The sequence below is a fragment of the Planctomycetota bacterium genome (assembly GCA_018242585.1).
Taxonomy (GTDB): Bacteria; Planctomycetota; Planctomycetia; order Pirellulales; family PNKZ01; genus JAFEBQ01.
In genome coordinates this window covers 36,015-59,028 of the sequence record JAFEBQ010000009.1, presented here as the reverse complement: position 1 = coordinate 59,028, position 23,014 = coordinate 36,015, and the positions used below count along the sequence as shown (strand labels likewise).

The window sequence follows — 23,014 nt, the reverse complement described above, 5'->3', positions numbered from 1 at the left end:
AGTCGTCGCCGGTGACTCGTTTCAATACTTGATCTCGCCGTTGCCAAAGGAAATGCCATGCAGACGAAGTTCGTTCGAGGAAGCTTGATCGCCGCATTGGGGCTGGCGATCGCTTGTCCCTTGGTCTTTGCTCGTGGCGGCGGCGGCCGAGGGGGCGGAGGGGGCGGCATGCGCGGCGGCATGGGAGGTGGTGGCATGGGTGGTGGAGGGATGCGCGGCGGCATGGGAGGCGGCGGCTTCTCGGGGGGTGGTGGCTACCGGGGTGGTGGTAACTTCAATGGTGGTGGTTTTGGCGGCGGCAACTTCTCGGGTGGTGGCGGTTTTTCGAGCGGCGGCGCGGGCCGCGGTTACCAAGGGGGCGGAGGTCTGTCGGGGCAGGGGATGCGCTCGCAGAACAACACCCGGCTGCCAAGCTTTGAGAACAGCGGCGGGGCGGGGCGCTCGAACCTGGTTCACAACGCCGGTGATCGCGGAGCGTTTGATATGGGCTCGCGCGGGCAGATTCCCACGGGTGGCGCGATCACTCGCGATTTCAATGCCGGCAATCGCGGCCAAGGTGGCGCGGGCGGCCGAGGAGAATTCGGCAATCGCGGTGAATTTGGCGCAGGTGGCGCTGGCACGCGCGACGTGTCGCGCGTAGGACAGGGGGGCGCTGGCGAACGAATCAATCAAGGTGGCGGCAGCTTGCCCGGTCTGGGTGGCGGCTCGCGCGTCGGGGCGGGCGGCGCGGGGGAACGTGCGGGGGCCGGGCACCTGAACCAAGGGGGCGCGGGCAATCGCATGGCCGGCGATCGCGCTGGCCCCGGCGCGGCCGGTGGTGGCGAGCGCTGGAACGCCAGCAACAAGGCCAGTGTCGCCGATCGGCATCAAGACCTGGCCAACAAGTTTGACAGCCTGCAAAACAGCGGCTGGCATCACAATGAATGGACCGGCCCGAACGGCGGCGAAATCAATCACATTGGCTTCTGGGGACCAAATGGCTACTGGGGGCACACCGGCATTCACGGTCCCAACGGCGGCTACTGGGGACACACCGGCGCGATCGGGGCCGGCGGCGCTTATGGACGGGCCGGTTATTGGGGACCGGCCGGACATTGGTCGCGCAATTGGGGTTGGTACAACGGCTATGGCCCGTGCTGGGGGAGCGGCCGCTGGAACTATCTGTGGAATCAATACCCGGTGGCGATGGCCTTTGGCGCCACGATGTGGGGGCTGAACGCCGTGAACTACGCGTTCGGCGTCGGCGACTATTACAACCCGTACTATGGCGGTGCCGCGTCGGTGACGGCGTACGACTCGCCAGTGATCGGCGACCAGTCGAACCAGCCGCCGGCCGACGACACCGCCGCCGATCCGGTGACGCAGGGCTTTGACGCCGCGCGCCAGGCTTTCAACAGCGGGCAATATGCCCAAGCGCTGCAGATGACGAACGACGTCTTGAAGCAAGCGCCGCGCGACGCGGCGGTGAACGAGTTCCGCGCGCTCTGCCTGTTCGCCGTGGGGCAATACCGCGAAGCGGCCGCCACTTTGCACGCGGTGTTGGCCGGCGGGCCGGGCTGGGACTGGACGACCATGATCTCGCTCTACGGCAACCAGGACGACTACACCAAGCAGTTGCGTGCGCTCGAGACCTACGTGAAGTCGAACCCCAAGCAAGCCGACGGGCATTTCTTGCTGGCTTATCAGTACGTGACCATCGACCAGCAGGCCGCCGCGGTCGAACAGTTGAAGCTGGTCACACAGATCGAGCCCAAGGACAAGCTGTCCTCGCAGTTGCTGCAGATGTACGGATCGCAGCCCGACCAGGCCGTGGCGGCAAATGGCACGCCCGTCCCCGCGGCGTCTGCTCCTGGGGCGCCGGCCCCTGCGTCGTCAGCTTCAGGTGGCGCGGCGTCAAACTACGACCAGCCGGCCTATCCGCTCGACAAGCTGCAAGGCAATTGGCTGTCGAACACCAAGGACGGCAAGTTCAAGATGAACCTGGGGAGCGATGACAAGTTCACTTGGCAGTTCACCCGCGACGGGCAGGCGCAAGAAATGGCCGGCGCGTACATCGTGCGCGGCAACAACCTGGTGATGCAACCTGACTCGGGCGGCACAATGATCAGCGACATCACGTTGAACCCGGACGGGTCGCTGGCCTTTGCCCCGATCAACGACACGACGCGGTTGACGTTCACGCGGTAGGAGTGGCGTGCGGAAGTTGAATTATGTGGGTAGCCCAGACAACTCGCTTGTCTGGGCGGCGCAGCCGCAAGAGGGTTCAGGACCGGTGTTCCATTGCCCTCTGATCGCTGCGCGACACCGACAATAAGTTGTCGGTGCTACCCGAGTTTCCGAAACCAAGCCGGTGGCTTTGCCACCCGGAACGGCGGCGGAGCCGCCGGCTTGGGGTGAGACACGATACCGCAAAACTCTGGTCAGCGGCGCGGCTAGCTGTCATATTGGACTGGTCCGCCTGCTGATCTTTCCTGCCGAACGACGCACTTGCGCTCGAACCTCCGCGAGCAACTGCATCGACGCTCCTGCCCCGTTTCTCCCGCCGCGAGTCAACCCAATGACGCTCAAGACTTGTTCGTTGGTCGTAGCTCTATTGTTGTTGATGCCTTTGATGGCCCGCGCCGCCGACTGGCCGCAATTTCGCGGGCCCAGCGGCGAAGGGCACGTGGCCGACCGGGGCTATCCGCTCACCTGGAGCGAGACCGAACACGTCACTTGGAAAGCCCCGGTGCCGGGCTTGGGTTGGTCGTCGCCGGTGATCGTCGGGCCGCAGATCTGGCTGACCACGGCGCTGGTCGAAAAGCTGCCGACGCCGGTTGAACCTGCCAAACCGAAGGCCGACGCGGCCGCTGTTGCCACTGCCCCAGCGGCCGCCGGCGTTCCGGCTACCGACGGCGCGACTCCGCCCAAGGCGACCGAACCGCCGGCCAAGAAGCCGCCCGCGCTGGTCAACGTGACCTTGCGCGCCGTCTGCTTGGATCGTGCCACCGGCAAGGTGGTGCATGACGTCGAGCTGTTCCGCAAGGATCACGTGGCGGGCATTCACGGCAAGAACAGCCACGCCTCGCCGACCGCAATCTTCGCAGACGGTCGCGTGTATGTCCACTTCGGCGCCCATGGCACCGCGTGCCTGACGACCGATGGCAAAATCGTCTGGCGGACCGAAGAGTTGAAGTACGAACATCGTCACGGGCCGGGTGGCTCGCCGGTGCTGTTTGGCGATCTGCTGCTAGTGAGTTGCGACGGGACCGATGTGCAATACCTGGCGGCGCTCGACAAGCGGACCGGGGCGGTGCGTTGGAAGAGTTCGCGCGACGGCAAGATGGCGTACTCGACCCCGTTGTTGGTTCCGGTCGATGGTCGGCCGCAACTGATCAGCACCGGCGGCAACTCGGTGACGGCCTATGATCCGGCGAGCGGCGACGAGATTTGGCAAGTCAAGTACGACGGCTACTCGCTGGTGCCGCGGCCGGTCGTGGGGCACGGGCTGGCGTTCATTTGCACCGGCTACGATCGGCCGTCGCTGCTGGCGGTGCGGCTGGGCGGTCGCGGCGACATCACCGAGTCGCACGTAGCCTGGAAACTCGACAAGGCCGTGCCGCACAATCCCTCGCCGCTGCTGCTGGGCGAGCAGCTGTACCTGATCAGCGACAAGGGGATTCTGACGTGCCTGCGCGCCGCGAGCGGCGAAGAGGTTTGGCATCAGCGCGTGGGGGGCAACTTCTCGGCCTCGCCCAGTGACGCCGACGGGCGGATTTACCTGACCGACGAAGAGGGGAAGACGACGGTCATCGCGCCGGGCGAAGAGTACAAGGAGCTGGCGGTCAACCAGGTCGACGGCCGCACCCTGGCATCACTGGCCTTCGCCGACCGAGCGATCTACCTCAGGACCGATACGCATTTGTATCGGATCGAAGAGCGGTAGGAGTAAGGGTGCTCGAACACTTGCGCAGGGTTGAAACAAGTGGACAGTGTCGTCTTTGCCCTCGGAGCGTGCGCGTTACTCATCGTGGTCGGCACGATCTGGATTCGCGTACGCACCCGGCGGACAGCGCTTTCCAGGTCTGGTGAGAACTTCGATACGTTCCGAGCGGCGTTCGCCCCTCACGAACCCCCGCAGGAAGTGCTACTAGCAGTTTACGCAGAGCTTCAAAGGTGGTGCGCCGATGCCGCGGCCACGTTCCCGATCCGCGCCGACGATGACATTGGCCGCATCTACGGAATGGTCGACGAAGACTTGGATGAAACGATCCAAAAAGTCATCGCGGATTGTGGCCGCCAGTTCCCGCCCGACGAGCAGCTTGTCCAGGTGCGGCCAGTCGTTACCGTACGGGACTTGGTCGGTTTAGTAGCTAACTGTCCCTCGATCTCCGCACTGCTTCCTGGCCGCGCTGATTTGGGCACGCAGAAGAAGGACGCGAGACGCGGCTAGTTCTCGCGGGTCTTTTTCCGCGGTGGGGCGTAGCCCTTGGGAGGCAGCAGCGTGACGTTCACTTGCTCGCCCGGCAGGGGCAATTGGTAGCGTTCGAGCCAGTGATCGTCAGTCTCGCGCAATCGGGCCAACAATCGCTCGCTCATCTCGCGGCGCAACTGCGCATAGCTGGGATCGTCGGCCAGATTGTTGACCTCGTCCGGATCGCGCTCGCTCAGGCCAGGATCGGCTTCACCAGCTCGCCGGCGACACCGGTCAGGCGCATGTCGAGCCCTTGCGAGCGGAACGTCAGCCGCTTGTGATCGAAACCGAGCAAGTGCAGCAGCGTTGCGTTCAGGTCGTTGACGTGTACCGGGTGCGTGGCCACGTTGAAACCCAGCTCGTCAGTCTCGCCATGCACGTAGCCGCGCTTCGCGCCGCCGCCGGCCAGCCAGAACGAGAACGAACGATTGTGGTGGTCGCGGCCGTCGTTGCCACCTTGGACCATCGGCGTGCGGCCAAACTCACCCCCCCACACAACCAGCGTATCATCCAGCAGCCCGCGTTGTTTCAAGTCCTTGACCAGTGCCGCGCTGGCCTGGTCGGTATCGTCGCAGTTCTTCTTGATGGCCTTGGTCAGATTGGCGTGCTGGTCCCATGCCTCGTGGAACAGTTGCACGAAGCGGACGCCGCGTTCGATCAAGCGCCGCGCCAGCAGGCAGTTGCGGGCGTAGTTCGCCTCGTTCGGATCCTTGATGCCGTACATGGCAAGCGTTTCGGGGGACTCGCTGCTCAGATTCGCCAACTCCGGCGCGCTCGATTGCAGTCGATAGGCCATTTCGTAGCTTTGAATTCGCGCCGCCGTATCGGGATCGCCCGAGGCGGCCAGGCCGATTTCGTTCAAATGCCTGAGGGTTTCCAGCGACTCGCGCTGTGTCTCATCATCGATGCCGTGCGGGTTCGACAGGTACAGAATCGGGTCGCCGCTCGAACGCAATGGCACGCCGCCATAGGTCGCGGGCAGAAAGCCCGAGCCGTAGTTGCTGGCCCCGCCGCTGGTCCCCTTGGCGCTGGTCAACACGACGTAGCCTGGCAGATCGTCCCCCTCGCTTCCCAGCCCATACAACGTCCATGCGCCAAAGCTAGGGCGGCCGAAGTTCTGGGAACCGGTGTTCATCATGATCTGCGCTGGAGCGTGATTGACCGCGTCGGTCTGCATGGTCCGGATCAGGCAAATGTCGTCGACGATTCCCGCCGTGTGAGGCAGCAGTTCGCTGATCTCCATGCCGCATTGGCCATGCTTGACGAACTTGTACTTGGGACCAAGCAGGGCCGAGTTGGGCTTGATGAACGCGGCGCGATAATTCTTCAGCAACTCCGCCGGCGGCAACTGCCCGCTCCGTTTGGCCAACTCGGGCTTGTAGTCGAACAGCTCGAGGTGGCTCGGCGCGCCGGCTTGGAACAGATAGATCACTCGCTTGGCCTTGGGGGCAAAGTGCGGCCGACGCGGCGCCAGGGGGTTCGTTGACGTGGCTGCCCAAGCGTCGCGACCCAGCAGTGACGATAGAGCAATCCCTGCTAGCCCCAGGCCGCAGTCTTGTAAGAACCAGCGGCGCGACGCCAGGCGAGCCTGTTCACGTTGAATGTCGGCGAGCAGATTCATGACTTAGTTCTTGTTCAGGGTTTCATCCAGATTCAACAGCACGCGGGCCACGATGGTCCAGGCGGCCGCGTCTTGCGGCGTGGCGCCGGTGGGAAGCTTGGGCAGCTTGGCCGGGTCGCCGGTGGCAATCTCGCGCATCGACAACCACCCTTCGGCCAGTTGCCGACGGCGCGAAGCGAGCAGCTTGAGCACCTCGTCGCGCTCGGCCGGTTGTACCGGTCGGCCGGTACACAAGCGATAGGCGTAATCGATTCGCTCGGGGTCGGACTTCCCCCCTTCGCGCAATACGCGCAGAGCCATCGCCTGGGCTGCTTCGACAAACACCGGCTCGTTCAACGATGTCAGCGCCGCCAACGGCGAGTTCGAGCGCGCCCGGCGCGGACACGTGAAGTCACCGTTCGGCGCATCGAAACTGCTCAACAACGGGTCCGGCATCGAACGCTTGCGAAACACGTACAGGCTGCGGCAGTAACGATCGGGCCCCTCGGCCACCTGCCAGTAAGTCGGCTTGAAGTAGTTGTATTCCAGCACGTTTTGCGGCACCGGCGGGAACAGGCTCGGCCCGCCGAACTTGCTGGACAACAATCCTGAAGTGCCAATCGCGATGTCGCGCACCACTTCCGCGTCGGCGCGAAACCGCGGCCCGCGCGAGACCAGGCGATTGCGAGAATCCTTTTCGAGCAACTCGGGCGTGACGCGCGACGATTGCTGATAAGCCGCCGAGTTGACGATCTGGCGAATGACGTGCTTCTGGCTCCAGCGGTGTTGCATAAAGTCGACCGCCAGCCAGTCGAGCAACTCGGGATGGGTCGGCTCGCTGCCACGTGTGCCAAAGTCCTCGGCCGTTTCTTGCAGGCCCAGGCCGAATATTGCTTGCCAAATTCGGTTCACCGCCACGCGCGCGGTCAACGGCGAGCGACGATCGGCCAGCCAGCGGGCGAACGTCAGCCGATCCTGAGGGGCGTCGGTCGGCAGCGGATGGAACGCGGCAATCACGCCCGGCTGGACCTTGGCCTTGGGCCTGTCCCAGCCGCCGCGATCGAGCAGGAACGTGTCGCGTGCATCGTCGCCGCTCCGCTCGGCCAGATGGAGGACCGATGTCATCGCCTCGGGATACTTTTTCCAGAGCGAGTCGATTTCGTCGTTGATGGTTTTGTACGCCGGCACCGTCGCGCGCCAGGCGGCAAACAACGCCGAGTTCTGCGCGGCGGTGCGGCGCTCGGCGGGTGTTTGTAGCGCCAACACGGCGGCGTAGGGTGTGCCGTTCACCTTGGGGTCGGGGGCCGTGGTCAACGAGACGCGGAAGCGGCCAATCTGCGTGTTCTTGGGGCCGTTGTCGTCGCCGCCGTGATTGGTGACCAGCGCGACCTTGAGCCGTGTCCCCTCGGGCAGTGTGACGGGCGATTCGAATTGGGCGACCGCGACCGACTCGCTGTTGCGGCGGCCGGGACCACGGTCGGCGCGCCAGGCGGTCTGTTCGTCGCCGTCGGCCAGGAACTTGGCGGGACCGCGGGTTCGCTTGTGGTCTTTATCGCGCGAAGCGTTCTCCCACTCGGGCTCCATTTTGCCTTCCGGCTCGGCGAAGTCAGCCGTGACGTTTTTCAGCTTCAGGCGTTCCCATTTGTCGGTGCCGTGTTGCTTGGCCTCGACCACCAGTTCGGTCAATGCCCAGGTTCCCTTGAAGCTGCGTCCCGGCCCGCCGAACGGCAAGTCGCCATACTTCAAGATTTCCACGCGAATGCCCGTCACGCCGGTGACCTTGGGCTCGGCGAACATATGCACGTCGCCATGAATCGTCCGGTGCCCCAGCACGGTGATCGACTTGTCGGCCAGCATGGTCGGATGGTTCAACTCGGACGATGAATGCAGATCGTCCGCTTCGACGAAGATCCAGGGAACGGCACTCTGAGCTTTAGCCTCGACGGCCAGCCAGGCATTGAAGCGCTCGCGCCAGTCGTGATGTTCTTCCTTGAGCCGGGCTTCGAGCAGGAATATCCTGGCCAGCAGGTCGTCGATCTCGCGTTGCTGCGCTTCGTTGTAAATCCACGACTGGGCTTCGTAGGTGTTGTTCAGAAACGCGAACGTCTGGTAGTACTCGGCGTGAGAGATCGGGTCGAACTTGTGTGAGTGGCACTGGGCGCACTTGAGCGACATGCCCAGAATGCCGGTGCCGATGACGTCGAGCCGATCGAACATCCCTTCCATGCGGAACTGCTCGGGCACAATCGCCCCTTCCTCGTTCACCATCCCGTTGCGCAAAAAGCCGGTGGCGATCAACTGCTCGGGCGTCCGATGGGGCAGCAAGTCACCGGCCACTTGCTCGACGAGGAACTGGTTGTAGGGCATGTCGGCGTTCAGCGCGTTGATCACCCAATCGCGCCAAATCCATTGCTCGCGCGGCAAGTCCTTCTCGTAGCCGTTGCTGTCGGCAAAGCGGGCCACGTCAAGCCACAGCCGCGCCCACTTCTCGCCAAAGCGGCGGTCGTTCATCAATTGCTCGGCCAGTGCGCTCGCCGCGGCCGGCGTCCCCTGGCTGGTGGCCTGGGCCACGAACTTGTCAACTTCGGCCGGCGCTGGCGGCAAGCCGATCAGGTCCAGGTACAAACGGCGACAGAGCGTCGTCGCCGGTGCTGGCTCCGACATCTTCAGGCCGGCGGCCTTTAATCGACCGCCGATGAACGCATCGACCGGTTGCTTTGATCCTTTGGGGAGGGGCGCTTTGACCGGCGCGACGAACGCCCAGTGCTGACCATAGGGCGCTCCGTCGGCGATCCAACGGCGCAGCAACCCGACATCGGCGGCCTTGACCGGGTGGTTCTGCTTGCGCGGCGGCATCACTTCGTCGGCGTCTGGCGACGTGATGCGGGCCAGCAACTCGCTCCGCTCGGGATGCCCCGGCACAATGGCGGGCTTCTCGGAATCGCCCCCTTGCAGAGCGAGCTCGCGGACATCGAGTCGCAGGCCCCCCTCGCGTGAACCCTCGTCGCGGCCGTGGCAATGGAAGCAGTGCTCGGCCAAGAGCGGCTGCACATCGCGGCTGTAATCGACGGGACGCGGCTCGGCAGCGGCGCGAGGCGCCAGCGCACTCAGTGCCGACAAAATGATCGCAATATGAAGGACAGATTTCATAGCACGCTGAGACCGACGCGGGGCAAGGCCGGCCGGCAAGGGGCGAGAGGCGATACGCGGGGCGGGCTAATCAGTCTATTGTGAAAACGCCCGGCCGGCACTTCAATACAAAAAGCCCGTCGACAGCACAAAACCCGAGCTTTCCTGGCGGAATCGCGCGCCACGATGGTCGATTTCGCCCGCTCTCGCCCTTGAGAATGCGCTGAGAGGCACACGCACCCCGGCCAGGATCATTCGCCGATGATCTCGTAGCCACCGGCCGCCGAGCCGCCAAACGTGACCCTTTCGGGCCGAATCTCAGTCACTCGCTCGACATTCAGCCCGCCGGTCGTAAAGACCAAGGGGCGCGCCTTGAACGGCGTGGCGAAATCAATTCGCTCGCCGGGCGAGGCATAGCCGCGCAGCACGCGCTCGTGGTTTCGATTGGCGCGCGTGTCATAGGCGAACAACCCCAACAGCCGCACGTTGTCCCCTTGAGCCGTCACGCGCACCAGGTGCAGGCCGTAGGGCAAGCCGCGAATGCCGCGACGGTTTTCGCCAAATACTTTTTCGCCGTTGGCCATGACAAACGGCTGATTGGTCGCCAGCTTCAAAGCGTCGGCTTCGTCAACCGTGATCAGCAGTTCGCCCCCCGCTGGGTCGTCGGCAAAGGCCACTGATAAGTCCGTGGCAGGGGCAATGATCTCTATTGATTCACCGGGCTTCAGCATGCGTTGCTGGTTGCCGAAGGGGGCGCCCCAACTCGATGTGAACGGTTCGGCTGCTTTACTCGCGCTGGCGCCGCTCGCTTGCGGTTGCAACGCGGACTGGCCGCTCCACAGCGGATTTTCCACGCCATACCAGCGTCGATTGAGTGCGGTCTTCATATCGACCGCCACCAGCTCAACACCATCGCCAGTCACTTCGACAATGTGTCGGTCTCCGAGCGTCAAACGCCCCAGCGCCACGGTCGAGTTGCGCGTGTCGCGGCGCGGAGAGGGCCGGCGCTGATTGGGCATGGTGGCGCCATCCACCACGATCGTCACCAATTCGCTCTTTGTCTTGGCCCACAGATTGACCACGGTATCGTCGAGGATCACCGCGGTCTTGCCGCGCAGGCGCGAGTGCCCCGCGTCGTAGGTCGTCATCTCGGCTTCCCAGCTGATCGATTGCGGGCTGATCCGTTCGGGGAGTTGAAGTTGGGCCAGGCCCGAGCGAATTGGTCCCGGCGCGTCGAACACTTGTTCCAATTGCTTGGCCCACAAGTAGTGCCCGGCCGCCTGCGGGTGGCCGTCTTTGGGACAGAGGGCATAGCTGTTGCAATGCCGCGTGGTCAGACTGAGCGTGCGACCTAGATCAACCAGGGGAATCTGGTAACGCAGGGCCAACTCGTCGAGATGGGGTGGGTTGGGAGAATACGCCTCGCGGTTCTGCCACATGCAGAAGACGAACTCCGTCTCGGGGTAATGCCGCTGGAACCAGCGAATCGCTCCCTCGAAGACCGCCACCTCGTCCGGGCCGTCGATGTGCTCGTTGGCCCCGCTGCCAAAGACGACCAGGTCGGGGCGCGCGCCTTCCGCACGAGCAAACACCGTGGGATACAGCTCGCGCCAGGACTTTCCTTCGCGGTGGCCATTGGCCGCTGGGTTTGGCCGAACGCGGAGTTCGGCATACTCGGCTAGTCCCGAGTGGGACTCTCCGACCGAGGAACCGTCACAGGCCATCGTGTTTAGCAACAGTTTGTCGATCGGATAATCGAACTTCTGCATCAGCAGTTGACGCAGCCGGCCGCCATACATGAAGTGATGCTGCCACCAGCCGATGTAGTCGTTCCACTCGGGGCGTCCAATCTTCTCGCCGTCGAAGTCGCTGCCGGTCAGCGCTTGCTTGAATGTTGACGACTGAGGATCCTCGTCATAGAGGACCAGCCGCGGGTTGGCGCTGCCGCGATCGATGCTGCTTCCCATGACGATGATGTGCAACGGTTCGCCGCGCCACAGCTTTTGCATGGTGCGCGGAATGCTTCGGTACAGCTCGGGCGTCGCCCGCGCGTCGGCAAGATTGCCTTGCGCCTTCGGGCCACGGCACAGCGTGGGGCTGTAGAACCAGACATCGTCGGTTGAGGTATTGGTGAACTCGATGAGCAAGCCGATGGTGTTGGGCTCGTCATTCGACGCGTCGGCGCTTTCGGTGAACTTGCCGACGATTGTGGCCCTTTCGACTTTGACGACGACATCGCCGGCGGCGTTGGCGCCGGAGGTGTAGCTGGGCCCGCGCACCAACTCGCCGCGCGAATGCTTGGGAAACACCCGGGCGTCGGGCGGATTGCTGAAGGTGCCCGGCTGGTTGTCGAGCCGCAGACAATGCACAGCCGCTTGCAAAGCACCGGGGCGCGACTGTCGGCCAAAGACTTGCAAGCTGACCTGGTCGCCGTGGTCGAGGCCGACCTCGCACAGCAGCATGAACTGCGAGAATCGTTTGCCAGGCCGCAACTTGACCACGCCATCGGTCGGGCGCGGCGGGCGCAGTTGGGGAGCGCGCGTCGAACGCCAGACTTCCACGTCGCCATAAGCGTCGGTGTTCCAGCAGGGGACCGACCCGCTGCGATACGTGCCCGGCGTCCCGGTGCGCGAGCTGTCGAACGCATGGAACGAGAACTGGCTGTTCAGCAACAGGTTCTCAGCGGCGCAGGTTGTACCGTTCCATGCGGCCAGCACGATTGTCAGGATCAAACCGCCAAGCCGGAGTATTGCCATTTGTCGAGCCAAGTTGTTGCGCCTTCTACGTGCCGCTGGTCAGCTTAACTTTGCGAGCCTGGCCCGCTACTCTACCTTCAGTTTGCGGCGGAAGATGGTGTTGCCGTTGGTGACGTAAAGGTATTCGTGTCCCGCGCCGGCCAGGACACAACTCGTCAACGGCTGCGACTCGATCGGCTTGGGCAGCACGCCACACTGGCGACCGGTCGGGTCGAACACCTGCACGCCGGCCGCCGACGTGACGTAGTAGCGCCCTGACTTGTCAACGGCCATTCCGTCGCCGCGCGACGCGGCCTGGTACGGGGGCGGCTCGTTGAACTTGAACTCGCCCTTGGGATCGATCAGCAGGCGCATGGTCATCGAGGGCATTTGCGCGTCGAGCACGCCGCCGGCATTCACGCGGAAGGTCCAGACGTTTTCGCCCCCCGAGTCCGAGACGGCCAACGTCCCGCCGTCACCCGACAGAGCGATGCCATTGGGACGGGTAATTCCCGACGCCGCTACGGCCACCTCGCCGGTACGAGTGTCGATGCGCGTGACGCGACTGTGCTTGGTCTCGGTGATCAATACGAAACCATCGGCGGTGACGGCCAAATCGTTCGGCGCGACATTTTCGGCCAATACCTTGACCGCACCGCTTTTGGGATCGATCGAGATCACGCGGCTCTTCGCTCCCTGACAGCCATACAGCAAGCCATCGGGTCCGAACTCCAACCCGCTGACCGCTTCCTTGACCAGCTCGATCCGCGAACCCTTAGCCACGTTCAACTTGTAAACGGCCGGGGCCTTCATGTCGGAGAAGTAGAAGTTCCCCTCGGTGTCGGTACACGGTGCGTCGGCAAAGCCCAGGTTCTCGGCCACCGGCCGCCACTCTTCGCCAGGGATCAGCAGCTTCAACAGCGTCATGTCGCCGCGCAGGTCACCCTTGGTATCAATCTCGGGCGCGTATCGCTCCTTGCGCCACAGCCATTTCAGCGCTTCGGGAAACAACGCGCCGCCGTGATCGGAGTTGTGCGCGTACCCCTCGGCCCAATCAAAGCGAACGTCATAGCCCATGTAGCTCAGCGCGGAGTTCATCAATTGATTCGACCAGGGCCAGCTACCGAACTGGTTGTCGACGTCGCCGCTGGTATCGGCCAGGTAAACTCGCAACGGCTTGGGTTCGGTCTTGCGCACCAACGATGGGTAGACATTGCCGCCGCGCAGATTCGTGAAGCTGCCGACGGTCGACAGCACCTTGCGGAACGAATCGGGATGTTCCCAAGCCACGGTAAACGCGCAGATGCCCCCTGAGCTCGCGCCGCCGATGGCGCGCAACTCGGGATTCTTGGTCACGTTGTAGCGCTTTTCGACCTCGGGCAGAATCTCTTCGAGCAGGAACCGGGCGTAGCGGTCCCCCAGGTTGTCGTACTCGTAACTGCGGTTCGACGAGCGCCACGGGCTGTTTGGCTTCGCTTTCGAGACCTCGTGCCCGGGGTTAATAAACACGGCGATGGTCGGCGGCATGTTGCCGCGCGCAATCAAATTGTCAAACACCACCGGCACGCGCCAGCGACCCTTGACGTCCAGGTAGCTGTGGCCGTCCTGGAACACCATCAGCGCGGCGGGTGTTTCCTTGTTGTATTGGGCCGGGACGTAGACGGCCCAGTCGCGCGTCGTGCCAGGGAAAATCTTCGATTCCCAGGTCGCCATCTTCTCGACCGTGCCGTGGGGCACGTCGTCGCGCGGCACCGCGTCGGGGTGTGGCTGCCAGTTGGTAGCAGCTTTGTTCGCGTCGGGATTCGCTGCAACTGGCGCAGGCATCTCCTGGGTTCCCCACAACCAGCGGAGCGCGTCGGGCAACGCTTCGCCGCCAAACTGGCCGCTGTGCCCGCCATCGGTCATCACCAGTTGATGCTGGTAACCAGCGAAGCGCAAGGCCGCGGCCAGATCCTGATTGGCCAGCGGCCAGTTGCCGAACAGATTGTTCAAGTCGTCTTTGCCTTCTTGCAGGTAAACCTTGATCGGCTTGGGCGAGGCTTTGGTCCTGCGCACCAGGCCCGGGTAAGCCCAACCGCCACGGATGTTGGTGAAGCTGCCGATGTGGCTGAGCACCTTGCCGAATTGCTCGGGCTTTTCCCAGGCCACGGTAAACGCGCAGATGCCGCCCGACGAAATGCCGCACACGGCTCGCTGCTTGGGATCGGTCGAGGCGTTTAAGTCCTTGAGCGCCACGGGCAGGAACTCATCGATCAAGAACCGGGCGTAGCGGTCCCCCATCGAGTCGTACTCAAACGAGCGATTGCTCCGGTCCTTGGCGCCGGGCTGCGTGGCGGGAATGTTGCCGGGGCTCACGAACACGGCAATCGTAACTGGCATGGCCCCTTGATGAATCAGATTGTCGAACACGACCGGCACTCGAAACGCGCCGTCCGCCTTGGCGTAGCCGTTGCCGTCCATGAACACCATCAGGCTGGCCGGCTTTTCGGGCGAATACTGAGCCGGGACATAAACGCTGTAGTCCCGCCGCGTGCCGGGGAAAATCTTGCTGTCTTCAAAGACTCCCTTGGTGATCTTGCCTTGCGGCACGCCGGGCTGGGCTTGCCGGTCGGGATGCACCGGCTTCGGCGCGTCGGCCGCGCGAAGTGTTAACGTGGCGCAAAGCAAGGCAAGGGCGGCGACGCTGAGACGAATCATGGTAGGCAAGCCAATCCAAAGAAGGTGGGGCGGGGCGAGCAGGTATTACTGCTGCGAGCTTGGATGATCGTCCAGCCCGACCCAATTGGCAAGCGCGGCAAGCAGAAATATGCCCGCGAAGTGGCGCGTCGACACCTGGTGCGATCATCAGGCCGAGGAGCGGTTTCAACTCGGCGAGTGTCGTTCCGAGCGGTCGATTCCGCCTGGGATATGGGGGAGAGTCCTGTCGTTGTCGTTGGTTGCAATCTGGCAAAAAGATTATCAAGCCGTCGAGAGGAAAGTCGGCGCGACCGGGTTGCAAGCGCGTTGCGTAAGCCCGAGTAATAGGCAAAATGCCTCAATGTGCCTGCCCATCATCCACGCCACCAGGGTGAACGCACCATGAATCGACGCACGCTGCTCAAGTTCGGAGTTGTCTCGACCCTGGGGAGTCCGTTGTTGGCGGCGTTGCAGCGGGCCCGGCTCGACGATGCCGTCGATGTGTTGAATCGCGCGACGGCCTCGGGGCAAGTGGCGGCAGCGGCGCTTCACGTTTCACGGCGAAACGAGTCGTTCACGCGCGCGTTTGGCAAAGCCGCGGGCGAGCGCGCCATGTTCTTGCTGGGTTCGATTTCCAAGCCGATCGCGATGACGTCGCTGATGACATTCTTTGATCGAGACGAGTTCAAGCTGGCGGATCCGCTGAAAAAGTTCATCCCGGAGTTCAGGGGCGATGGGCGTGAGACGGTGACGATGCAACACTTGTTGACGCACGTGTCGGGGTTGCCCGATCAATTGCGCGATAATGACGCGCTGCGCCGGCGGCACGCACCGCTGGGCGAGTTCGTGGCCCAGGCCATTCGCACGCCGCTCGAATTCACGCCAGGGTCGCGCTACCAATACTCCAGCATGGGCATCCTGCTGGCGGCGCGCGTGGCCGAGTTGCTGAGCGGGACCGATATTCTGAGTCTGGTCGATCGAACCGTGTTCCAGCCGCTCGGGATGCAACACTCGGCGCAAGGGCTCGGTCGCTTCGCGTTGGAACAGTTGGTGCCTGTGCAGACCGAGTTTGCCGCCCCCGAGGCCGGCGCTGGTGATCCCGGCGCCAAGGACTGGGATTGGAACAGCGCGTACTGGCGCAAACTTGGCGCCCCCTGGGGGGGAACTCATTGCTCGGCAGGGGACGTCGCCAGATTTCTGACGGAGTTTCTCTTGCAGCAAGGCAAGGTCGTGCGTCCCGAGACGGCGCGGCTGATGACCATGAATCACAACCCACCGGGCCAGACGGCGCGCGGGTTGGGATTTGTGGTCGGCGCGGCGGCCGGCAGCCCGGGCTGTTCGGAGCGGACGTTTGGCCATACGGGCTCGACGGGCACGTTGGCGTGGGCCGATCCGACGAGCCAGACGATTTGCGTCGTGCTAACCTCGTTGCCTGGCCGGGCCGTTAAGCCGCACCCGAGGGAACTTGCCGCGGCCCAAGTAGCGCTGGCGGCGAAGTGACAGGTTGTCTGATGTCCGTTGTCAGTTGCGGCCCCCGCTAACTTGCCACGAGTGCACTTTCCAACGACAATCGCAGGCAGTCTGTGTTCGCTGCCGAGTTTTTTTGCAGGAGAGTTGTCATGCGCGCTACGGCCTGGGCCTTGATCGCGGTCACCATTGCCGGCGTGGTGCGCGCCGACGAACCTGCGGCGCACGACGTGCTTGTCTACGGCGGCACCAGTGGCGGGATCACGGCCGCGATTCAAGTGGCCAAGCAAGGAAAGTCGGTCGTGATCGTCGAACCGGGCAAACACCTGGGGGGGCTCACTTCCGGCGGACTGGGAGCCACCGACATCGGCAACAAGAAAGCGATCGGCGGGCTGGCGCGAGATTTCTATCGCCGCATCCGCGCCTATTACAACCAGCCGGCGGTCTGGAAGCAGGAAACGTTCAAACAATACGGCGCGCGCAAACGCGGCGGCTTTGACCTGAACGAAGACACGATGTGGACGTTCGAGCCTCGCGTGGCCGAGCGGATTTACCGCGAGATGCTCGAGGAACTGGCCGTGCCGGTGATTCACGGCGAGCGGCTGGACCTGAAATCGGGCGTCACCAAACGCGGCAATCGAATTGTGTCGATCACGATGGAAAGCGGCCGGAAGTTCACCGCCAAGATGTTCATCGACGCCAGCTACGAAGGGGATCTGATGGCCAAGGCCGGCGTCCGCTACCACGTGGGGCGCGAAGCCAACTCGGTGTATGACGAAACGCTGAACGGCGTGCAGTTGGGGCAGAAACATCACCAGTTCAAAGTACAGGTCGATCCGTTCGTCAAACCAGGCGATCCGGCGAGCGGTCTGTTGCCGGGCGTCCAGGCTGGCGGGCCGGGCGAGCATGGCACCGGCGATCACCGGGTCCAGGCCTATAACTTTCGCATGTGCCTGACCGACGCCGAACCTAACCGCGTGCCGTTCCCCCAGCCGGCGGGTTATGACCCCCTGCGCTATGAACTGGCGCTGCGGGCGATCCTGGCCGGGCAATGGGACGGCCTGGGGTCGCCCACGCCGATGCCGAATCGCAAGACCGACACGAACAACAACGGAGCCTTCTCGTCGGACAACATCGGGATGAACTACGACTATCCCGACGGCGACTACGCCACGCGCGAACGGATTTGGCAAGAGCACGAGCAGTATCAGCAAGGTTGGTGCTACTTCTTGGCCAACGATCCGCGCGTGCCGCAGCGCATTCACGACCAGGTCAACCAATGGGGCTTGTCGAAGGACGAATTCGTCGACAACCACCACTGGCCCCACCAGTTATACGTTCGCGAGGCGCGACGCATGATCGGCGCGCTGGTGATGACCGAGCATCACTGCCGCGGTGACCGCACGGTGGACGACTCGGTCGGCCTGGCGGCCTATACAATGGACTCGCACAACGTCCAGCGCAATGTCCGCGATGGCTTCGCCCTGAACGAAGGGGACGTGCAGGTTGGTGGCTTTCCCCCGTACAGCATCAGCTATCGCGCGATCGTCCCCCAGCAAGGCGAGTGCGGCAACCTGTTGGCGCCAGTCTGCTTGTCGGCCTCGCATATTGCCTATGGCTCGATCCGCATGGAGCCGGTTTTTATGGTGCTGGGACAGTCGGCCGCGTCGGCGGCGGTGCAGGCCATCGAATCAAGCTGCGACCTCCAGCAGATTGATTATTCAAAATTGCGCGAGCGGTTGCTGGCCGATCAGCAAATTCTTGATTGGACCGGCCCCAAGCCTTATCGCGGCGTGTCGGCGGCGTCGCTCCCGGGCATGGTGCTCGACGACGACAAGGCGAAATCCGTCGGCACGTGGGCCGAAGGGCGAACCGTGCCAGGCTACGTTGGCAGCGGGTACCTTCACGATGAAAACGCCGACAAGGGGACGAAACGGCTGGTCTTTGCCTTGCCGATCAAGCAATCGGGTCGGTACGAGGTTCGCATCAGCTATACGGCGCTCGCCAACCGGGCCACCAATGTGCCAGTGACCGTAATGGCGGATGATGGCGAACACCGTTACACCGTGAACCAGCGGCAAGCCCCAGAGATCGACGGCCGGTTCCACAAACTCGGCGTGCTGCCGTTTACTGCCGGAGCACCTTACAAGCTAGCGATCGAAACGACGGGCACCGATGGCCACGTGATTGTCGATGCCGTACAGTTGTTGCCGTTGCCGTAGCGCGGGACGAGGATTTGATCGGCGCGTGCTCGACAGCAATGCCGCGTCACAGCAGCGTATACCCGCCGTCGATTACCAGTGCCGCGCCGGTCATGTAGCGCGAGGCGTCGCTCGCCAGATAGACCGCCAGCGGCCCCAGATCCTCGGGCTGGCCAAAATCGCCCAGCGGGATCTCGGCGCGAAAGCCGGCGATCACCTCGGGCTTTTCCTGGGACCAGCGGACGTTCGGCTCGGTCATGAAACCGCCGGGACAGATCGCGTTGACCGTTACACGATGCGGGGCCCAATCGACCGCGGTGGCCCGGGTAAAGTGGATGACTGCCGCCTTGGCGGTCTCGTAGCTGCGTCCGCCGATCCCCTTGTTGGCGATCATCCCCGAGATCGAGGCGATGTTGATCACGCGACCCCCCTGGCCGCGCCGCACCATTTCGCCGCCGATCAGTTTGGTGCAGATGAATACGCTGGTCAGGTTCAGGTCCATCAACTCGAGCCAGGTTTCGGTCGGCAGCTCGATGGTCGGCGTCGGCACCACGCGCCCGCCGACGTTGTTGATCAGGATGTGAATCGGGCCGAACTCGTCGAGAGCGCGCTGGCAAATGGCTTCGCATTCGGCGGGCTGGCCGATGTCCCCCTGCAGCACGAACGCTTGCCGGCCCAATTGGCGAATGTCGAGGGCGGTTTTTTCCAGGCTGCTCGCTTCGCGACCGACCAGGATCACGTCGGCCCCGGCGTCGGCGATGGCCAGCGCCATTTCTCGCCCCAGGCCGCGGCTGCCGCCGGTGATGAACAGTCGTTTGCCGTCGAGTCGAAAGCGGTCGAAGATGCTCATGTGCGTAACTGCCTGACAAGGTGGTGAGAAGGAGGGCGGGTGCGCACCACGGTCACCGCGGCACGCAGTCGCTAGCTAGTGTACAGCCGGGGGCTACGCAAATCGAACCACGGCGCGCGTCGTCTCCCCCACAAGCATTGAATTGCCAGCGCGCGGATCACGCGATACACTCAAGGCTTCGGAGTCATCAAGGATTGGCCGCGGAGATCAGGGGCGATGAGGTGCGGGAAAGTGTGGTGGCTGGCGTGCCTGGTTGCGATTGCCGGCGCATGTTCGACGGCCCAGGCGCAATCGGTCGCGAGCGATCACCCCGGCTATCGGTTGCTGACGACCAAGGCCTATTTGCCGAGCGACTTCGACCAGGAAGTGTTCGATCAGCTTTGGCAAACGTGGAGTGATGATGATGATCGTCGCGCGGCCGAAAACGCCACGCTAGCCGAGCGGCGACGTCTGACGTTGGCGCGCTATGGTTTGTACGCCAGCGAACCTTTGCGGGCCGAGGACGCGACCGTCAGCTTTGCTCAATACGCGCGCGTGCCGCCGGCCGATCAGCAACCCGCCCACACCGGCTGGGCGATGCACTGTCTGGTCTGTCACGGGGGCGCGGTCAACGGACAGTACATTCCCGGCTTGCCGAACGCCCACTTGGATCTGCAATCGTTCATCGAGGACGTGCGCGCGACCAAGTTGCGGCTGGGGAAAACCCTGTCACACATGGACAAGGGGCTGACGATTGTTCCCCTGGGCAGCTCGGTGGGGACGACCAATGCCGTGGTGTTCGGCAAGCTGCTGCTGGGTTATCGCGATGCGGAGTTGAAGCTGGTCGAACGGCGGATTCCGCCGAGCTTGCCGCATCACGACATGGACGCGCCGGCCTGGTGGCACTTGAAGCGCAAGCAGCGAATGTACATCGATGGCTTTGCGCCCAAGACAGCCCGGGCGCTGATGCAGTTCTTGCTGATTCCCCGGAACAAGGCCGAGCACTTCCGCGCCTGGGAAGGGGATTATGCGCAGATTCTAGCCTGGATCGAAACGATCGAGCCGCCGAAGTATCCGTGGCCAATCGATCGCGGGTTGGCCGAGCAGGGGAGGGCCGCGTTCAATCGGGTGTGTGCCGAGTGCCACGGCACGTACGGCGAAGAGGGGAACTATCCCGAGCGGTGCGTGTCGATCGACGAGTTGGGAACCGATCGGGTGCGGTTCGACGCCTTGGCGGGCGAAGGGCGGCAGCGGTACTCGGAAAGTTGGTTTGCCCAGGACGCCAAGGTGACCACGGTCGTCAAGCCGATCGGTTATGTAGCGCCGCCGCTTGACGGGGTGTGGGCGACGGCCCCGTACTTTCACAATGGCTCGGTTCCCACGTTGTGGCACGTGTTGCGCGCGGACCAGCGCCCGGCGGTCTGGAAGCGCTCGCCCACCGAATATGACCAGGAGCGTGTCGGGTTAAAGGTGGTCGAAGCCGGCGAACTGCCCGACGCGGAATCGTCGCCTCCGTCGCGCCGCCGACGGTGGTACAATACCGAAGACTTGGGCAAGAGCGCCGCCGGGCATCGATTTCCCGATGCCTTGACCGAAGCCGAGAAGCGCGCGGTGCTTGAGTACTTGAAGACGCTCTGAGCGCGCCACGGCTGCGAGGGCTACTCGCGGCGACTATTTTTGCTTCAGCGAACAGTCAGGCCGCGCGTCCGTGAAACGCTTGATCGCGGCGGCGGAGTATTGCTCGTGGGAGATGCAGAGTTGCCGCAAGTAGGGCAGCGCTTGCAATTGCTCGAGCCCCGCGTCGGTAATGCGCGTGCCCCGGACGGCCAGCGTGTGGAGCTTGGGATAGGTGATCAGCCACGTCACGCCGGCGTCCGAGATGTCGGTCTGGTCCAGGTGCAGGGACTGCAGGTTTGGGAATTGTTTCAGGACGGCAAGTTCGTCGTCCCGAATGTTGATGCCGCTCAGATAAAGCATTGTCAATTCGGGCATTTCGCCCAGTTTGGCCAGGCCCTGCCCGCTGATCGGACTGTGGTTGAGGGCCAGCGTGGACAGATGCTTAAGTGATTTCAGGGAGCCAAGCCCCTCGTCCGAGATGGGAGTCCAGCCCAGAGTCAGGTGGTGCAGGCTCACGTCCGTGGCAATCGCTTGAAGTCCTGCGTCGGTAACCCGAGTTCCGTCCAGCGACAGCGAACCCAACGACGACATGTTGGTCAGATGGGCCACGCCAGCGTCCGAGATGCGGGTAAAATTCAGATTGAGCGACCTCATGTTGCTGAAAACGAACCGGTCATCCAGATCGGCGTCCGTGACTTTCTCGTTGTGGCTGAGCACCACTTTGAAGACCTTAAAGGGGGCGTCGGGCAAGTTGGACACGTTGTCGACTTCCACCTCTTTGTGAAGGTCGTTGTAAACGACCAGCCGCGCGCCCAACGCTAGGAGCCTTTTGGCGACGTCACGCTGTGACGGCTGGCTATGAGGATCGAGTGGCGAAGGGTTAGCCGGGAGATTTTCGGACGAAGGTTCCACTTGCCGCCGACCCAGGTACTGGATGGCCAGTGTCACGGCGCAACCAAGCAACATCAGCGAGACGGTCAGAGCGATCTGTTTGCCGACACGAATCCAGGCGCCGCGCGGAACCGCCTTGGGAGGCAGCGCCACGGTCGCGGCGGTAAGGCGCTTGAAGTCATAACCGGCGGCAAACGGCGCGAGCGCCGCGGCCAATTCGGCCGCCGACTGAAACCGATCTCGCGGCGCCTTGGCCATCAGCCGATGGACAATCTTGTCGAGCACCGGGGGAATGGTGGGCAAGAAGTCAATCAGGTGGGGCACCGGGGCTTGCACGTGTCCCAGCAACTTCTTGGCAATCGAATTGTAGCGCGGACCCGAGTAAGGTGATTGTCCCAGCAGCAGCCGATACAACGTGCAGCCCAAGCTGTACAAGTCGGACGAAGGACTGGCGTCGTGGCTATTGCGGATTTGCTCGGGCGCCATGTAATCGACGGTTCCCAAAGTCACTTCGCTGGTGCTCAGGGTTTCATCCTCATCAAGCGTCAGCATCGACAGCCCGAGATCGAGAATCTTGACCTGGCCATGACTCGTCAGCATCAGATTGGCCGGGGTCAGATCGCGGTGAACCAGGCCATGCTCGTGGGCATGTTGCAAGCCGCAGGCCGCCTGGCGGATGATCTCGCAAGCTTCGGTCATGGGGAAAGCGCCGATTTGCCGCGCCAGGGTCTTCAAGTCGACACCGTCGACGTAATCCATGACCAGGAAGTCGACGTCGTCGGCCCGGCCGGCGTCGCGCGCGCCCACGATATTGGGGTGATCGAGCCGGCCGATGGCTTGCATCTCGCGGTGGAACCGCGCCACGGCGTGGGGGCTGCGCAGGCGGTGAGGCGACAGCAATTTGACGGCGACAATGGAGTTCAGGTGCAAGTGCCGGGCTTTGTAGACCGTGCCCATCCCGCCTTCGCCCAGCAGGCTGATGAGCTGGTAGCAGTCGATCGTCTCTTCGAGTTCCAACAAGCTCTCACGCGAACCGTGCTGGCGTTGGTGGTCCGAGGGCTCGGTTGACGGCAACGATTGGTCGTCATCCTGCAGGGTGTCGGCCGGCAAAAGCAACGATCGCGCCCGCGCGTCATTGGCGGCCAGCGGGACTGGCACCGTGGCCAAGATTAGACTGACGAGCATCTCGGGCGCTTCGCCGCGCGCGGTTCCGCGGCCGGCAATCTGGCGTAGCGCCGCCAGCATCGGATCGGATGTCAGATCGAGCGCGCCGAGCGCTTCGGCGCACGAGTCGCAATGTTCGAGGTGCGCCGCGATCCGCTCGGCACGATCGTCAGCCAAGACGCCCGAGGCAAACTCGAGCAAGACTTCGCGAGTGGCACAGGCGTCGATGGGTTCGTGATTGCCCATGGCTCC

At 63.4% G+C, this 23,014-nt stretch carries 13 protein-coding genes; 6 read left to right on the top strand and 7 right to left on the bottom strand.

The features are described from left to right. The first annotated feature begins 57 nt into the window (after window positions 1-57). The 3 genes from JSS27_04595 to JSS27_04585 all read left to right on the top strand — a co-directional run bounded on the left by JSS27_04595 (window position 58) and on the right by JSS27_04585 (window position 4,432). Window positions 58-2,187 carry a tetratricopeptide repeat protein gene (locus tag JSS27_04595; protein ID MBS0208214.1) on the top strand — a complete coding sequence of 710 codons (2,130 nt, stop codon included), beginning with the start codon at window positions 58-60 and terminating at the stop codon, window positions 2,185-2,187. A 370-nt stretch (window positions 2,188-2,557) separates the two neighbouring features. After that, window positions 2,558-3,925: a PQQ-binding-like beta-propeller repeat protein gene (locus JSS27_04590; protein MBS0208213.1), complete on the top strand. Its 1,368-nt coding sequence runs from the start codon at window positions 2,558-2,560 to the stop codon at window positions 3,923-3,925. Between the two features lie 30 nt (window positions 3,926-3,955). Then, window positions 3,956-4,432 carry a hypothetical protein gene (locus JSS27_04585; GenBank protein ID MBS0208212.1) on the top strand — a complete coding sequence of 159 codons (477 nt, stop codon included), beginning with the start codon at window positions 3,956-3,958 and terminating at the stop codon, window positions 4,430-4,432. On the opposite strand, the gene JSS27_04580 is transcribed toward JSS27_04585, so the two are convergent. The 5 genes from JSS27_04580 to JSS27_04560 form a co-directional block, all read right to left on the bottom strand. Further along, the gene (locus JSS27_04580; GenBank protein ID MBS0208211.1) at window positions 4,429-4,578 is read right to left on the bottom strand and encodes a hypothetical protein; all 150 of its coding nucleotides are present in this window, start codon (window positions 4,576-4,578) and stop codon (window positions 4,429-4,431) included. The two genes, JSS27_04585 and JSS27_04580, sit on opposite strands and share 4 nt — an antisense overlap. A 68-nt stretch (window positions 4,579-4,646) precedes the next feature. Next, window positions 4,647-6,074, bottom strand: a complete 1,428-nt coding sequence (locus tag JSS27_04575) for a DUF1501 domain-containing protein (protein ID MBS0208210.1) — start codon at window positions 6,072-6,074, stop codon at window positions 4,647-4,649. A gap of 3 nt (window positions 6,075-6,077) precedes the next feature. Then, window positions 6,078-9,203 carry a PSD1 domain-containing protein gene (locus JSS27_04570; protein ID MBS0208209.1) on the bottom strand — a complete coding sequence of 1,042 codons (3,126 nt, stop codon included), beginning with the start codon at window positions 9,201-9,203 and terminating at the stop codon, window positions 6,078-6,080. A gap of 230 nt (window positions 9,204-9,433) precedes the next feature. Next, complete coding sequence (locus JSS27_04565) at window positions 9,434-11,938, bottom strand: SGNH/GDSL hydrolase family protein (protein MBS0208208.1); 2,505 nt, start codon at window positions 11,936-11,938, stop codon at window positions 9,434-9,436. Window positions 11,939-12,004: 66 nt separating this feature from the next. After that, a complete protein-coding gene (locus JSS27_04560) occupies window positions 12,005-14,614 on the bottom strand; it encodes an SMP-30/gluconolactonase/LRE family protein (GenBank protein ID MBS0208207.1) in 2,610 nt (869 codons plus the stop codon). A gap of 381 nt (window positions 14,615-14,995) precedes the next feature. Between JSS27_04560 and JSS27_04555 the strand changes: the two genes are divergently transcribed. Beyond that, on the top strand, window positions 14,996-16,093 hold the full coding sequence (locus JSS27_04555) for a beta-lactamase family protein (protein MBS0208206.1): 1,098 nt from the start codon (window positions 14,996-14,998) through the stop codon (window positions 16,091-16,093). Between the two features lie 119 nt (window positions 16,094-16,212). Further along, window positions 16,213-18,282 (top strand): FAD-dependent oxidoreductase, encoded by a 2,070-nt coding sequence (locus JSS27_04550; GenBank protein MBS0208205.1) that lies wholly within the window; start codon window positions 16,213-16,215, stop codon window positions 18,280-18,282. Between the two features lie 46 nt (window positions 18,283-18,328). On the opposite strand, the gene JSS27_04545 is transcribed toward JSS27_04550, so the two are convergent. After that, entirely contained in the window at window positions 18,329-19,111 is a 783-nt protein-coding gene (locus tag JSS27_04545; protein ID MBS0208204.1) for an SDR family oxidoreductase, read from the bottom strand. Window positions 19,112-19,327: 216 nt separating this feature from the next. Here JSS27_04545 and JSS27_04540 point away from each other — a divergent pair, with 216 nt between their 5' ends. Beyond that, window positions 19,328-20,728 carry a c-type cytochrome gene (locus tag JSS27_04540; GenBank protein MBS0208203.1) on the top strand — a complete coding sequence of 467 codons (1,401 nt, stop codon included), beginning with the start codon at window positions 19,328-19,330 and terminating at the stop codon, window positions 20,726-20,728. Window positions 20,729-20,761: 33 nt separating this feature from the next. Here the strand turns inward: JSS27_04540 and JSS27_04535 are convergent, their stop codons facing one another. Beyond that, window positions 20,762-23,008: a protein kinase gene (locus tag JSS27_04535; GenBank protein MBS0208202.1), complete on the bottom strand. Its 2,247-nt coding sequence runs from the start codon at window positions 23,006-23,008 to the stop codon at window positions 20,762-20,764. Window positions 23,009-23,014: the final 6 nt, after the last annotated feature.

Coding starts and splice junctions, on each gene's coding strand:
- JSS27_04535 (MBS0208202.1), bottom strand. CDS start 23,008: ATGGGCAATCACGAACCCATCGACGCCTGTGCCACTCGCGAAGTCTTG.
- JSS27_04595 (MBS0208214.1), top strand. CDS start 58: ATGCAGACGAAGTTCGTTCGAGGAAGCTTGATCGCCGCATTGGGGCTG.
- JSS27_04565 (MBS0208208.1), bottom strand. CDS start 11,938: ATGGCAATACTCCGGCTTGGCGGTTTGATCCTGACAATCGTGCTGGCC.
- JSS27_04550 (MBS0208205.1), top strand. CDS start 16,213: ATGCGCGCTACGGCCTGGGCCTTGATCGCGGTCACCATTGCCGGCGTG.
- JSS27_04545 (MBS0208204.1), bottom strand. CDS start 19,111: ATGAGCATCTTCGACCGCTTTCGACTCGACGGCAAACGACTGTTCATC.
- JSS27_04570 (MBS0208209.1), bottom strand. CDS start 9,203: ATGAAATCTGTCCTTCATATTGCGATCATTTTGTCGGCACTGAGTGCG.
- JSS27_04560 (MBS0208207.1), bottom strand. CDS start 14,614: ATGATTCGTCTCAGCGTCGCCGCCCTTGCCTTGCTTTGCGCCACGTTA.
- JSS27_04575 (MBS0208210.1), bottom strand. CDS start 6,074: ATGAATCTGCTCGCCGACATTCAACGTGAACAGGCTCGCCTGGCGTCG.
- JSS27_04555 (MBS0208206.1), top strand. CDS start 14,996: ATGAATCGACGCACGCTGCTCAAGTTCGGAGTTGTCTCGACCCTGGGG.
- JSS27_04540 (MBS0208203.1), top strand. CDS start 19,328: ATGAGGTGCGGGAAAGTGTGGTGGCTGGCGTGCCTGGTTGCGATTGCC.
- JSS27_04580 (MBS0208211.1), bottom strand. CDS start 4,578: ATGAGCGAGCGATTGTTGGCCCGATTGCGCGAGACTGACGATCACTGG.
- JSS27_04590 (MBS0208213.1), top strand. CDS start 2,558: ATGACGCTCAAGACTTGTTCGTTGGTCGTAGCTCTATTGTTGTTGATG.